At 35.0% G+C, this 15,411-nt stretch carries 10 protein-coding genes; 1 reads left to right on the top strand and 9 read right to left on the bottom strand.

Features of this window, described 5'->3' with window-relative positions:
* Positions 1–68: 68 nt before the first annotated feature.
* The 3 genes from lpdA to NEF87_RS05930 form a co-directional block, all read right to left on the bottom strand.
* Positions 69–1,574: a dihydrolipoyl dehydrogenase gene (gene lpdA, locus NEF87_RS05940; protein WP_371805503.1), complete on the bottom strand. Its 1,506-nt coding sequence runs from the start codon at positions 1,572–1,574 to the stop codon at positions 69–71.
* A gap of 286 nt (positions 1,575–1,860) precedes the next feature.
* Positions 1,861–2,361: a nitroreductase family protein gene (locus NEF87_RS05935; protein WP_457919059.1), complete on the bottom strand. Its 501-nt coding sequence runs from the start codon at positions 2,359–2,361 to the stop codon at positions 1,861–1,863.
* Positions 2,362–2,421: 60 nt separating this feature from the next.
* On the bottom strand, positions 2,422–3,348 hold the full coding sequence (locus tag NEF87_RS05930; protein ID WP_371805501.1) for a hypothetical protein: 927 nt from the start codon (positions 3,346–3,348) through the stop codon (positions 2,422–2,424).
* 50 nt (positions 3,349–3,398) lie between these two features.
* On the opposite strand from NEF87_RS05930, the gene NEF87_RS05925 reads away from it, so the two are divergent.
* Positions 3,399–4,463 carry a HEAT repeat domain-containing protein gene (locus NEF87_RS05925; protein ID WP_371805500.1) on the top strand — a complete coding sequence of 355 codons (1,065 nt, stop codon included), beginning with the start codon at positions 3,399–3,401 and terminating at the stop codon, positions 4,461–4,463.
* Here the strand turns inward: NEF87_RS05925 and NEF87_RS05920 are convergent.
* The 6 genes from NEF87_RS05920 to NEF87_RS05895 form a co-directional block, all read right to left on the bottom strand.
* Positions 4,460–5,293: a hypothetical protein gene (locus NEF87_RS05920; RefSeq protein ID WP_457919058.1), complete on the bottom strand. Its 834-nt coding sequence runs from the start codon at positions 5,291–5,293 to the stop codon at positions 4,460–4,462. The genes NEF87_RS05925 and NEF87_RS05920 overlap by 4 nt on opposite strands.
* Before the next feature lie 198 nt (positions 5,294–5,491).
* Positions 5,492–9,265, bottom strand: coding sequence for a hypothetical protein (locus NEF87_RS05915; RefSeq protein ID WP_457919057.1), 3,774 nt, complete (start codon positions 9,263–9,265; stop codon positions 5,492–5,494).
* Positions 9,266–9,390: 125 nt separating this feature from the next.
* The gene (locus NEF87_RS05910; protein WP_457919056.1) at positions 9,391–10,956 is read right to left on the bottom strand and encodes an acyl-CoA dehydrogenase family protein; all 1,566 of its coding nucleotides are present in this window, start codon (positions 10,954–10,956) and stop codon (positions 9,391–9,393) included.
* 213 nt (positions 10,957–11,169) lie between these two features.
* The gene (locus NEF87_RS05905; RefSeq protein ID WP_457919055.1) at positions 11,170–12,894 is read right to left on the bottom strand and encodes an acyl-CoA dehydrogenase family protein; all 1,725 of its coding nucleotides are present in this window, start codon (positions 12,892–12,894) and stop codon (positions 11,170–11,172) included.
* 118 nt (positions 12,895–13,012) lie between these two features.
* The gene (locus NEF87_RS05900) at positions 13,013–13,828 is read right to left on the bottom strand and encodes an alpha/beta fold hydrolase (protein WP_457919054.1); all 816 of its coding nucleotides are present in this window, start codon (positions 13,826–13,828) and stop codon (positions 13,013–13,015) included.
* A 5-nt stretch (positions 13,829–13,833) separates the two neighbouring features.
* On the bottom strand, positions 13,834–15,408 hold the full coding sequence (locus NEF87_RS05895) for an FAD-binding oxidoreductase (RefSeq protein ID WP_457919053.1): 1,575 nt from the start codon (positions 15,406–15,408) through the stop codon (positions 13,834–13,836).
* Positions 15,409–15,411: the final 3 nt, after the last annotated feature.

The raw sequence follows: 15,411 nt of genomic DNA, 5'->3' as shown, positions 1-15,411 counted from the left end.
TTGAATGGAAGAATTTTCAAAGATATTAAAAGAAAATAAGATAAAAAAGGAATAGATTCAAAGAAGTTTTATCTTCTTCGACCGGCTTTATGAATTGCCATTCCATGCACATCTTCAACCGCTTCTAAGGCGATTTCAGATAATGTAGGATGACTGTGAATAACACTGGCCATTTGATGAGTGGTCAATCCTAATCGCATTGCAACTGATACTTCTGAGATCAACTCTGGGGCCGCTTCTCCAACGCAAGATGCTCCGACAATTTTATCCGTGCGCGCGTCGGCAATAACCATCATGAAACCTGTCTCTTCGCCCATACATTTTGCTTTACCGCTGCTTTGGTATGCGAATCGGCCAACCAATATTTCTCCATATTTTTCTTTGGCTTCTTTTTGGCGTAAGCCGACACTTCCAATATTTGGATGGGTAAAAGTTGTTGCTGGGACAGTCGCAAAATCTGCTTTCTCTGGGTGTACACCTTCGAATCCACCAATTGATGAAAGTGCATTCGATACGGCAATATCTCCTTGATAACTGGCAAAATGTGCTAACATAAGAATTCCAGTGCAATCACCAATAGCATAAATCCCAGGGAATGATGTTTCCATCGTTTCATGGTTGATTGGGATGGAACCACGTTGTAGAGCAATCTGGAAGTTTTCCAATCCTAACCCTTCAGTAACTTTCATTCGACCAATACTTACCAAACATTTTTCTGCGAAAAATTCTTGCTTTTCTGCTGAATCAACTTCATCACGGGGAATTTTTGCATCACAAATAGTTGCTTTCACTTGATCCCCTGTATTGATCACAGAAAGAACGTTTTTCCCTTCTAAGATGTTTATATTCAATTTTTTGAATTCTTTCTTGATGGTTTTTACAACTAATTTTTCTTCATTAGCCAAAATGGTTGGAAGATATTCTAATAAAGTCACTTCAGTGCCATATTGGGCAAATATATTAGCAAATTCACACCCAATGACTCCACCACCAATAATAATCAAACTTTTTGGGGCAATTTTTAAACCACGTTTAATATCCAATAAATCATCACTATCAAGAATTCGTTGGTGATCAACATTAAATGCGGGAATTTCTGCAGGAGCAGAGCCTGTTGCAACAATAATTCTTTTTGCTTTGATAAAAATCTCATTTCCATCTTGTTCTTTGATTTTCAAATTAATATTGGTGTAAATATTTCCACCAAGAATAGATCCAAAACCATGAAACACTTGCACTTTCTTAGCTTTGCAAAGACCTCGAATACCATCGGTAAGTTCATGAACTACTTTATCCTTTCGTTCAACTGCTTTTCCAAAATCGGTGGTGAATCCATTTGTGAAGTTAATTCCAAATTCTGGTGCTTTTTCTTTCAAATCCGCGATTAATTTTGCTGATGAATATAATGCTTTCGTTGGTATGCACCCCCAATTTGAACAAGTGCCTCCAAGTCTTTCATGCTTCTCAATTAATGCGACTTTGGCTCCAAATGTTGCAGCACGTAGGGCGGAATGGTATCCTCCGGGCCCGCTGCCGATTATTGCAAGGTCAAAAATTTCAATACTTTCTGCCATACTTTAAAAATAGAAAATTCGATAAAAAAATTTACGATTTTTAACAAAACAAACAAGCTCACTCACTTCCTTGAAGAAAAATCTACTTCGTATGCCAATTTTGTGTCAGAAAAAGTCAAACTTGCGGTCTTTTTTTTTAAAAAATGGTATCTAATTTCTCAATTTTCGACATCAATAAAAAGAACCACAATCATGTAATCATTTTTCTCAATTACTGATATTTTTGAATAAATAAATTTAGTGGGGTAAAACAAACCCCATATTTAGAATTTTTTGATGAATTTTTTCAGGACCATACCACAAATTCAGATACCTTCTTGCGTGAACTTTTCCCTTGTTCTGCAGGTTTTCCAAATGCAATTGCTCCCATGAATTCCAATTGGGGATCGTTGATCCCAAAAACATCACTTACTTGGTCTTTTTGGTTGTATATTTCTCCTAACCACACTCCCCCCAAGCCTTTAGCATGAAGTGCCAATAATAAGGTCTGGAAAAAGGCGCCAATCGACTGGACATGTTTAGTATAATGATATTGTTTGGTTTGATCTAAGAAGATGGCAAAAGTATGGGGTGCGTTTAATATTAATGAACTATGTTTCGTGCATTTTGCCAGTTTTTCCTTGACATTGGGATCTGACACAACAAATACTTTCCAAGGTTGGAAATTCACACCAGAAGGGGCCCATCGTCCACATTCTAAAATTTCTTCTATGATTTCCTGGGGTATCAATTGATTTTCAAATTTCCTAATGCTTCTTCTGGATTTAATACAGTCTAAAACATCCATGTAATAATTAGAGAAAAAAGCCAAAAAAACCTTTCTGACAAGGAGTAACTAAATTAATCATTAATCAATAAATTTCAAATCTTCATCGCTTTCCTTGAGTGCTTCTTCTTTTTCAGAAGGATTATAAGATCCAGTTCCCACCTTCAAATCATATTGTTTTGAAAGCGGTTTAAGTTGATCCACATATCTATCTTTCAGAAGGTAAAATAAGATGGATTGGATTGTTGCTGCTAAAAAGTAAATGGACCGTCCAAACGTAACCGTTTCTCCCGCTGTATTTGGAAAAAGTTCCATTACCAAGATGAAGCAACATATATACACTCCCATAGATCCGACAATACAAGCTGAAAATTTTCGAAAACCTCGTAATTTTGGACCGATATCTGCTACAGAAGGATGAAATTCGGATCGGTAGAATTCAACTGAGAAAAATCCAAACCGAAATATTTTGATGGCTGTCAAAATATTTCCAATTAAAGCAAGTATGATATTATGGAACAACATAGCTCTGAAGAATTCATTTAATAAAGTTCCTGGAAATTCCCATTGGAAAAAGACAAAGAGAAACTGAGAGAAAGCAAATATTGCAAATAAGAAAATGTATCCATAGATTATGAAGTAAATATATAATTTAATCGGTGATTTCTTATCATATTTCTTATATGCATCCGCAGATTCCGCATGCTCTCCTACGTATTCTAATACACCTCCAATTATTCCAACTCCCGCTGTGATATATGTAAGAAAAGAGAAAATGTAAACAATTTTCAGTTGAATTATGGATCCAAAATAGTCCCCCCATAATTCGACCATTGAATCCCATGAAGGATGCTCGGTTATAATAAATATTATTGCCGATAAGATAAGAGATAGGATCAAATAAAATAAGAAAGCCACCTTATTATTCATTTTATATATCAAACGCCCTATTAAGGGGCACATTCCAAGGACCATAATTAGTGCAAGTCCGATTATCCACCATTGCATATTTATATCAATTGTATTATTAATTTGTAAAACTAATAAAAATTAGGTATATGGTGAATCAAACTTTTTCTCCCAAAATCCAACCGATCTATGAAAAACTAATTGGTTGTGATAATCCTATTGAACAAATTCAAGCCGTTTATGAATTAGGCAATCTTTCATCTGAAGAGGATGCTCTGGAAGCAATTCTTCGGGGGTTGCTTCTGCCTGACTCAGATATTAAGCTCGCCATTTTAGATATTTTAATGCAACCTGAATTTTTTGGTGAAGCCATTGTTCAGCCTATTATAGATCTGTTAGGGGATGAAGATATGGAAGTCCGCAAACAAGCAATTGAGATTTTGGGAATGACTAAAGATAACCGTGCAGTCCCCCCACTAATATCTAGTTTGCATGATAAAGAACCTGATGTGCGTTATTGTGCCATGGCTAGCTTGGCAAATATTGGAGACAAGAATGCTTCATCCCATTTAGAATCTTGTATCGATTCTGATAATTGGCAAGATCGTTATTACGCCATAGATTCCATTGGAATGATTGCAAATCCGGCCGCTGCAGGGTCATTTTTGAAAGCATTTAATGATGAAAATCCCAAAGTCAGAGAAAATGCTGCTCTTAGTGCGGGTTTTTATGATCGTCATCCTGAAGTGAAAGCCAAACTTATTGAATTATTGGATGATGAAGAATTGGAGGTTCAAGGGGCCGCTGCTTTTATGCTTGGCGAATATAAATGCAAAGATGCGGTTCCGCAGCTTTGTGACTTCTTAAAAACCGATACGGAAGATCTCATCTTAATTGCCATTGAAAGTCTTTCGAAAATCCGAGATCCCACCTCCATTTCTGCTTTAATTGGAATGTTGGATCATGGGGCTCCTGAAATCTCTATTGCGGCTCAAGAAGCTTTAGATGTGTTCCGGAACATTGTGATAATTGAACCTCTTGTCGATGCCCTTAAACATGATGTCATCGTGCGATATATTGAACATCGCTTACGAAAATTCCCAGAACAACCTGGAAAGAAAAAAAATCCCGAACGATCTTTGAGTTCATTGAAGCTACCGATGTGGTTAGAAATGCTTCTTCATGAAATTTTAATTAATGGGCAAGAAAATTAAATTTTTTTTAAGATTTTATTTCCTTTATACTCATTTTTTTTCCAATTTTCAAATAAATTTGTTAAATTAGCAATTTCATTATCTAATTGTTTCTCAAATATAATTGTTTTATTAGTAGAATTATATGCAATATCCATTAACTCACGCTTTATGAAGATTTGGATAAAAAATTCTAAATCTTCAATTGGGACATTAATTGAATTAATGATTTCAATTAAATGGATATGTTTGAAATTGGATGAGTGCTCTTTAAGTAAATTAAACAGATTATTCTCAACTTCTATATATCTTGTTGCAATTTCCGTAAATTTTGTATGTTCAATCTTCAGAATTTTTTGTAATTCTCTCATTTTATCCTTATTTTGAAGCTTTGGATCAAAAAGAATTGATGTAATGAACTCATCTAAAAATTTCTTGAATTTGATCTCCAATTTTGACATTAATTCGGTTAATTTTTTTGGAGTTTTCCATACAGCAGGATCACCTAATGTAGATATGTTTATTTTTAATTCCTTCAAATCTTCGTGGAAAATAATAATATCATCGGTATTCTTTGGTGGAAAGCTTAATTCTAAATTTTCAACTTCTTGGAATAGAATTTCATTATTCTTTGAAAAATAGTTAATAATTAACATAATGAATTGTATCACTAGTAGCAAGATGCAGATCCAAATGGAAATAGTAAGTAAATCTGAAGCTAGAGTCGTAGTATTAATTATTGAACCGACCACAATCGCAATTGTTAAGAGAGTAATTGTGTACAATTTCCCTTTCATTGAAAATTTTACGACAAAATCTTTTTTTTTCTGCTTGGTTTTTCCATCTTCCATGGCATTTTTATATTTTTTTTGGAATATAAATCTATTTTCAAACTTGATAGAATGTTTCCCCATGAAATTCTAATGAATATTCAAGAAGTATATGTCAATCTTTCATTTTTTAACTTAATTAAATTGCATCTTGATAAATTGAAACGCTTTTTTAGAGTAAAGAAAGAAAAAATGAAAAAGATCAAAAAAAAAGAAAATTTATACTTCTTTAGCTGGTGAATCCACCACAGGCTTTTTCCGTGATTCAAAAACTTCTTTCTTATGAGCAATTTTATCCTGTAGTATTTGTTCACACCCAACAACATTCGCTTCTGCCTTACGTACGGCCAATTTAAAGGTTTTATGAGCTTCTTTCAACGCTTTTTGGGCTTTGAAGATTTCTCGCTCTAAAGCGGCATTTTCTTTCTTAAGATCAAAAGTATGTTGAGCCTCGATTTTATTCTGCTCTTCCACGTCCCGGTTTTCTTGAGCTTTAGTTAATAATTTCTTCGCGTTTTTCAATTCTTGGGTTGTGTCTTTCACTTTTGCTTCTGCATCTTTACGAGTTTGTAATGCAACTTCCGCCGCCTCTTTCTCTCCTTGGGATTGAGCTAAACCATTTTCATTATCCTTCAAATCACTTTCGGCATTAGTCAAGTTCAATTTAGCGACATCATAGTCATGCTGAGCTTGTTGCATTTCTTCCAGTTTTTCTTCTTTGACTTTACTTGGTGCTATTTTTGCTTCAGAAGCTTCCTCAACTAATTTCTGACATTTGGTAACTTGTTCTTGGGCTTCTTCTAAATTGATCTGACTTCCTTCAATTTGACTCACTTTCTTAGCTTGATTCGAAACATCCGATGCAATTCCCTTGACCTCTTTTAGAAGAGCTTTATCATCTTTGATCTGAGATTCTAAATCATTAATTTTGGTGATGAACTCATCAATTTTGCTTTGGTTAATCGGATCACGTTTCTTTTCGAGCTTCAAATCGCTCTTAAATTCTTTTAACTGGGCTTGATGATCCTTTATTGTGGATTCCACATTCTCCACACTTGCTTTTTCATTTTGTTGAGATTTTAAAGTGTCCAATTCTGCATTTGCACGCTTTAAATCCGCTTTCAATGTTTTTCCTTTTTGAAGATGCTCTTCGGCATTCTTCAGATCCTTTTCTCGTTGTTGAATAAGCTTAAGGGCCGTTTCTAAAATATTGCTCGCTTCACTGTGGGCTTCCTTTGCATTATTAAGGGCTTCAGTTTTTTCTTCAAAAGCGAGTTTACAATCTGATCGGATAGCTTCTGCTCCCTTGATTTTTGCTTCAAAAGTGGCTATTTTTTCCAAAGCAGCCTCGATGTCTGCTTGATTTTCTTCAATTGATTTTGTTAATGCAAGTTCCTCTTGAGCAGTTTGTAGATCCATTTCTGCTTGTTGATGAACTTTTTCGGCATTATGCAACTTTTCAATGGCTTGTTCTTCTTCTGCTATTTTTGCCTCCAATTCTTCAAATTTCTCATTTTCAGTAGTGGCGCTGTCAAGCCAGGCTGCTGCAATATCTAATAAAGGTTGAGCATCATTTTTTCGTTCTTCCAAGACGATAATGTCTTTTTCTAATGCTTTTATTTCTGCTTCCAAGGTGTCTTTGGTTGTTGTAAGATTATGCAATGAATCTCGTTTAGCTTGGGCATCTTGTAACTCTTTTTGTAATTTTGTCCATTCTTCAGCCTGTTTTTCCATCTTCGCCTTACATTCTTTGTAAGCTGCTTCTTTAACTTCTTTATCCTTTTCTAAAACCTGGTATTGAGCAAATTTTTCATTATACTCCTTCATTAGTAGTTCCGTTGCGTCATGGTCAATCTCACCTGATGCAGTTTTATGGGGTTTTGGCTCGATCGGTTTTTTGAAAGCATCTAGTTTTACAACACTTTTATTGAAAATATCTTCCTGCTCTTGGCATTTTTCTAACCACTCTTGATGAGTTACCTCAGCAAAATCAAAATCTCGATCAATGGTTGGCTTGAGTGCATCAACAAGTTTTTGGGCGGCAGTTATTTTAGGTTGTAAAGTTTTAAGATATTCCTTTGATTGCTTCAATTTGGCAACCGCTGCCTCAAATGCTTCAAGTTCACTTCGGGCTTCTTCGTATTGGATTTGAGCTTTCTCTAATCGTGTAACCGGTGTGGTTTCTTCTTCTTCCACTTCCATTGTGTCAACTTGAGCATCTTCTTCTTCTCCATCTTCCAAAACAATCCTCTGTTCAAGTAAATATTCATTTAGTGTGGACTGGATGATCTCTCCATTTTCAATGGTTTGGAGCAATCTATTTTTATATCGTTGACTTAATTCCAACATCATTTCTTTGGTTTCCGCTCGAGTGAATGATTTTTTGCGAATAAAACCTCGACGTTCTAAGACATAGCTTGAATACCAGTAATAAAACCCTATATATATACAAGAAACCAATAGTGAAGTTGCAAGATTGAGGCTCGCTTGATCCATTCCGCTGGAGATTAATGTAAATTGACCTCCCCAATAGATTAACACAAAAATAAACATTTGAAGGGTTCTTCGATATTTCGATATAGTTGAAGTGTCTCCTTTTATTTTTTTTCCAAAGCCTCGTATCAAATTTAATATTGTTATTATCATTAAGAAGAAACTTGAAGCCCAATCAACAATTTGATAAAATAATGGAATTTGATCAGGTGCCGCATCTTGGGCAAGACCCGTAAGACTTACTACAAGATTGAAAACGGAATAGAATTTCAAATACAAGAAAATAAAGAATATCAAATAAAATACCCCAGAAAATATATTTTTTGAATTGTTTTCTTTACTTTGTTTGAATAATTTTGCTTGTCGTATTGTCAAGGCGATTAATATTATAAAGATTAAAACTATCCATAAGAAAAATGCTTGTAATTTTGCATTATCCCACCATATAGCGGGGAAATATTCTATTAAAAATGCTCCAAAATTACTTCTCTCACTAGGATAAATAGCAAGCCATTGACTGAAATTAAAAGGTAAAGTTTCTTCCAAAGGGTCTATTGGATTTATTGTAAATCTTCCAGTAAATCCTGTAAAATCCACTGTGCTATTTGGGAACAAGGTAGTAAAGGTCTTTTCTCGGTCAAGTAATAGAAGAAGAATAACTATCACAATATGAATTAGAAATGGGACTACCAAAGAAATGGTGTTTTTAAGTGTAATTTTCGCATTGATCTTTTTATCTGTCTTAGTTTCTGCTTTCACTCTGAATTTTGCTTCAGATTTAACTGCAACATTTTCCACTGTGCTTTTTACAAACCAAATTTGAATTGCATTCCATAGGAAAAAACTTAATGGTAAAAGTAGTCCAAATAGGGATTCAAAAACTAAAAATTCTGCCTTTTCTCCCCAAAACTCATCCCATCCATAAATGAATGCCATATAAATTCCAAATCCAATTCCATAAGCGAAAATATTTAGTAGAATTTTTCTAAATATACGTCCTTGGGAAAACATCAAATCATGGATTTTTGGAAACCTTGAGAGAAAATAGAGCATAGAGACCCCAATTATCGCAATAAAGGAGATTGTGATAGTTATAGGTTTATTTTGATTTGTTCCAAAGAACAAAATCAGTCCCGCACCAACCAAAAATAAAATTGTATAGATAATAACTTTTTTATCTAACACCTTTAATAATTCTCCTTCCACTTTTTCAGCAGATTTCGCATTTAATTCTTGCTTCTTCAGGCGGAGTTTTTCTTTGAATTCTTGGCGTTTTTCCTTCTTTAACGCTTTTTTCATTTTTTTGGAGCCCATTTTATCTTCTAAAGTGGCTTCCCATTGTGAATCAGAATCGTCTGTTGGGGTTGATTCTCCTTCTTCGACTTGTGAATCATCCTCAATAACATCAGAAGGCTTAATTTCTTGGTCTATTTGTGTATCTTCTGTGTCGATTACTTTATCATTTCCATTTTCTTGATCATGATCATTATTTTCTTCCAAAAATATCACCCTATCATTTCTACTTATTTATACATATCATAGCTAAGATGTAATTAATATTTTTTTAGTATAAGGGGGGAAAAAACGGAAAAAACTTGAGAAAAAAGAAAATCAAAAAAAGGTAATTATTGTGCTTTTTTAGCTTTATAGACTGCTTTTCCTGCTTTTGATAAAACTTTGGGTAATACTCGAGCATAGGCCGCCATTTCAATTTTATTATTTGTTTCGACTGCGGCTTTTAATTTATTCACGGCATTGCTCAAATTGGCTTTTTCATCATCAGGTAAAAATTGTGCTTCTTCACTGAGCATTTTTTCTGCACGAGCCATTACTAGTTGAGTGATATTTTGTTCCACTTTTCCTTGTTCTCGTTTGGCTTTCTTGATATTGCTGCCGATAGCCATAGAGGTGGATGCTTTAAGACCCATTTCGATAATCATCCGTTGAATATTGCGATGTCCTCCGAGTACTTCCATTAACCTAGAGATATTTTCTCCCCGATTTATGATGTTGTTGGAACCAGGTTCGTCGATTGCTCCACGTCCTCCCATAAGCTGTACGATTTCATAGGTGGCACGATGGGACATTCGGGTGGTTAAGTATTTTCCTTGAGCTGCCAAAATTGCAACCGTGGCTTCATCCATGGCGTTAGGTGTTTCTCCTCGGTGAATCTTTTCACCCACTTTTTTATCATAGAAGTCTGCGATTTGCATTGCAAAAGCGGTATAGGCCGAAAGTTCGGAATATGTGTCGGATAAAACATGGCTGATACCTTGATATTTGAATAAAGGCTTACCAAATTGATGGCGTAATTGGGTATAAATGGTTCCAGTAGCTAACGCGTGCCACACTCCTCCTAATGTTCCAGTTGTAATGGCAAATCGTTCTGGGGTCAAACCACGGAATAAACGTTTGTATCCTTCTCCTGGTGGTGCAATCATTCGATCTTTGGTGACGGTAATATTGTCATAGTTTACTTTCGCAATTCCTACTCCATGAGCTGCTGGGATATGTAACCTTTCGGTCGATAATCCCGGATCATCTCGCTTGAATAAGGTTAACATCATAGTACGGCGTGGGTTTGAAATATCTGTTACTCCATAAGTGCTGAAATAATCTGCCACTGCTCCATTAGTGGTGTATATTTTGGTTCCATTGTAGGTAATATCTCCATTTTCAGCAATTTTGGCCGTAGTCTTCATGTTAACTGCATCGCTGCCATGTTCTGGTTCGGTGATTCCAATACCTCCGACCTTCGTTCCCCGATAAATCTCTTTTAGAGCTTTTTCTTGAATGTCATTCCGATCTGGGTTGTGATACAATGAATTTCCAACTAAAATAGAAGAAGCGGTCATTGCCATGTCTACTTCAGGAGCCATACCATTTACGGCCATATTCAATAATAATTGTCGTTTACATGACCCAACTACTCCATCGTAGGTGTTCATTCGTTGGAGCATATAATGTTCCCCTAATTTAGGTAAGATTTCATAAGCGTCATCGACGTTAACTTCTTTTAATAATTTTTTACAAACATCTTGAAATCCCATAAAGAGATCCTGTTCTTCTTTATTTAACAAAGGAAAGATATTGGAGTTGATAAATGAATATCGATTTCCTAAGCTCAAGGCTTTATTGTAGTTCTTTTCAAGTAAATTCCCATATACTGCTTCTGATAATTTTAAAGGCATTTTTAATACATCCATACTTTTGATCATTTTCATAAAGAAAAATCTATGAAAATGACTATTATCCCATGTTTCTTTAGAGAGTTTTTAAGGGTTCTTTCTTTTTTTTTTTGAAAAAAGGTAAATTAATCAAATCATCATTTGATGATTCGTTTAAATGGTTAGTTATTTTGAATAAGGGTTGAAAAAGTAATTAAAAAAAGAGGTGGAAGGGACTTATTCCTGCATTGTATAGCTATTTTTCAATGGAAACACGAAATTTTGCCATACTTTTGCAAATCCTTCCTCATTCAAAGCAGGTTTCTTGACCATTTGTAAGAGCAGGTTCATTTGTGTTTCAGTGCATGTCGGTTTGGAATAGAGCTTTACTGCGTATTTCGAAAAGTCTTGCACTATAAATTCAAAGATCTGATTAATGAGATCTTCATTTAAGGCTGAATATCTTTGATTTTCTAAAATTAGTTCACCATAAACAATCTGCGTAAAGAGAAATCCAAAGATCAAAACAAAATCAAAATCTTTGCTTTGAAGTTTTGTGGGGGCAGCGGTTTTCAAAAATTCTTCAAATAATAAGATTTGTTCTTTGAATATAAGAACATTTGGGATATCAACATTCTCAAAGGCTTTATTAAAATCATGGAAGACTATTTTTCTCAACCCTTTTGCGGCAGGTTGATTAAATAAGAAATCATCATTGATAGGTTGGTCCATTTTGGGAACTTCGGGAAGATTGGCTTTATTGAAGAAGAAATTCTCCACAAATTTTACAACCAACGCCATATTGACATGGACTGTTCCTTCCAATTTAGGTAACATCCGAATGTGTTTTGTGGCGTTTTCAAAGTATTGATCTTTTTCATATCCCTTAGCAGCTATTATGTCCCACAAGAGATCTATAACTTCTTCACCTTGAGAAGTAACATAACACTTCACAAGTGGGTTGAACAACAAATATCTTCGATCTTCTGGTGAAGCTGCTCGCATGTAATCTGTTGCTCGTTGGGCAAAGGTTTTCATGGCAACTAAGCGTGCATAGGCTTGCACAAAATATTGTTGAATATGGGGGAAATCACTCACAGGATGTCCATACAAAATTCGGTGGGTGGCATGATCAATGGCTTCATAAAATGCATGGGTACAAATTCCAATGGATCCCCATCCCAAGTTAAATTTCCCGATATTCACTGTGTTCAAGGCCATATTCCAAGCTTCTTGTCCCTTCGCTAAAATTTCATCTTCTAAAATAGGATAATCATTTAGTTTGTATTCTGCGACAAACATTTGCGAATCAATCACATTTTTAACCACTTCATATTTCTCATGTTGAGTGCTTACTGGGAAGAAGACATATTTCCCAAAGCGTTTGTCTTCCACTTCACCAATGTTCTCCATTTTCCCAAAGATTGAAATCAATGCCCCTTCATTTCCATTTCCAATGTAGTATTTATTCCCATTGGCGAAATAGGTTCCATCTTCTTGTTTTGTCAGTGTTAAATCGCTAGAATAGATATCTGCTCCATGTTCTTTTTCAGAGAGGCCAAATCCGAAGATACCGCCATCTTGTAACAATTTTGCGGTGTGATTCTTTATTTTTTCATTATGAGATATCCATACTGGACCCAGTCCTAAAATCGACACTTGCCAAGTATACCAAAAACTTAATCCATAAAATCCTAAAATTTCACTCATTTGATTATTTCGGAAAGTATCCCAACGTGTACCTGGATCTCCATATTGAGGAGGGGTTAATAAGTTTGCAAAAATTTGTTCTTCATGTAGAAAATCTAAAAAATCACGATACCATGTACGTTCATGGTGATCCTTCTTTAATTGTAATCGTCCTTTGTTTTCAAACCAATTAATAGTCTTGGTCATAATCGATTTGGTGATTTCATCTTGATATTCTGTTGTATTTAGTTTATTTGGATTTAATAAAACCATATTTTTCACCTGATTTAGAAAATTCATACCTAAATCAAAATTATGTTCACTTTCCCCTAAAATAATAAAAAGCTAATTTCTCAAATTGAACAAAAAAAGGGGAATTAGATCAAAAACACTATTTTTCCATAAGGAATTTTGTCGCACATTTTTGAATCGTTTTATAACATTCTAAGGGTAAAACATGGCTTCGCCCTTCGTACAATTCCAAGGTGGCATTAGGAATCAAAGCCGCAGTTTCCTGGTATCGCTCTTTTGAAAAAAATTGATCTTGGGTCCCTCCAAGGATCAACGTGGGCGCTTTAATTCCCTTCAAATGTCGTTTTAATCCTACTGGATAGGTTGAAATATGAGTGTAAGCATTAATAAATGTGCTTGCTGGGTTAATGGACTGTTTTCGGGTATGCCATTGTAATGTTGTGGTTATATTTAGCAGAGTTCGAATCCACCATTTATTGCTCAAGTTATCCATTTTCCTTTGTACTTCACGAAATCCTTTAGTTTTAGCCAAACGAATAAAATCCTTACAAAAATCTACTCCATCATCAGACAATCCATAGGCTGAAACAATCAATAATAGTTTCTTGGTTAACTCTGGATTTTGTTCTGCAAATGGAATAGCAATGGCTCCACCATAGGAAATTCCGACAATAACCACTGGGCCCAAATCTTTTATAAAAATTGCAAAATCTTTGGCGACATCGCGACACCATTGCTTTTCAGAAATGGTCTTGTCGTACCCTAAAATGTACAATGAAAAATCTTCTAGAGGGGAAAGCATTTTCACATAATTTTTTAATTGTTTTTCTGGATTTTGTGCAATGCTGAAGATTAATTCTTGGGTAGGTGGAAAAATTACTATTTTTTGGGATCCTGATCCATACCTAACATAGGGATATTTTCCTTCTAAGAAGAAGCCTCTAGTATATTTCATTTTATTTATTCTCCGTAAATAATGTCCAATTTTCCCATAAGATAGCAGTAGTAATACTCGGTTAGAGAATTGATGCTATTTTTGGTTGTGAAAGGTCTATCTAAAGGGATTTGCAATCTTTCACAAACTTCTTGGAAAATTTTTACATGGGGTGATGGAAACATTTCTTTTTTGTTGATTTGGTTCAATATGTTAGCAATATCATTCCGGTTTCGCCATGGGAAGATCATTCCTATTGCATGTTCTGCTTTTGGAATAATGTCATATTTTTCAATGAAATTTACATTCATTTCAGCAACAGTCTTTGCGATCCTGTGAAACATAGTTTGTCGATCTTCAATCAATTGATTTATTGAAACGGGGACTCTCAAGTGCATTAATATTCCTAGTCCTTGGCGAAAATTGATGTGCCCATATCCCACCATCACTTGGGGGAAATCATTTCGAGTAAGTATTTCATTTACTTCATTGAATATTTTAAAGGCAAATTGTGGCTGCATCAAGACATCCTCAAATCCAGGATACAGTATAAAAGAATCATCTGAATTTTGACTCCTTGTTTGGGTTGCCAATGCTGTGCGTTCCTCTAAGTAAGCTTGATATTCTTCATTAGATAAATGAACACTTTGTAGTTTGGTGTGTTTCGCTACATAACTTTCAAATTGTTCCAGTTCGTTTTTATTACCCCGTAACAAAATTGCCCACTTAACAGGACGATCCTTGAATAACGCTCCAAATTTGCCGGGTAGTGTTGATTCAGATAATATAAATTCGCTGGACAATGGAAAAATTTTTTCATCCTGGACAGATTGCAACCCAGTAAAGGCAGTTTCTAAATCATCGCCAAATAGTAATCGAGCATCATTTGTGGATTCATTGGGTGCAATTCGAATTTTAGCATTCAGAATTATTCCAAATCTTCCTTCACCTCCAATATATTTTCCAATATCAGGATCTTGAGCTAAAATTGTTTTTTGTTCTCCTTGGGGGGTGAGAATCTCTATTGAAATAATCCATTCTTTTATTGGACCCAGCTTTCCGGCAATGACTCCACTTGCATTAGTGGCAATTAATCCTCCGATCATGACGGGAAGCTTGAAAGAACTACTTGGTTGGGCGGGAAATATAAATTTTGTATGTGTGTCTTGTTGTACTCTACGGATTAATTCTGCGACTAGCACATTTTGATCAACTTCAATAAACTTCTCATTCATATTCATGAAATATGGTTTTGGTATGGTATGTAATGATTCCATATCTACTACTACAAATGGACTGGTAAATCCCCCTGAAAGTCCTGTTTTTCCACTGGCAAATGATATTGGGATCTTTTTTTTAACACAACTAAGAACGATCAGTTTTAATTGATCAAGGTTCACAGGTCTTAACAATAAACGTGGAGTAAAATGTAATAAAGAACAATCGTGAACCGTGCTAGCCATGATTGGATTATTCACTACCATAGCCCACCCAGATTGCATCCACTTTTTTTTATCGCTTAATCTCATTGATGCAATATTTTCAAATCCTGCTGTTACTAATTCACCGACCAAAGTATCAAGTTGATTATCCTTAATCATTGG

This window comes from Candidatus Lokiarchaeum ossiferum, assembly GCA_025839675.1.
GTDB classification, from domain to species: domain Archaea; phylum Asgardarchaeota; class Lokiarchaeia; order Sigyniarchaeales; family Promethearchaeaceae; genus Lokiarchaeum; species Lokiarchaeum ossiferum.
Note: the sequence above shows the minus strand (reverse complement) of the source record. Positions and strands in the feature narration are given on the sequence as shown.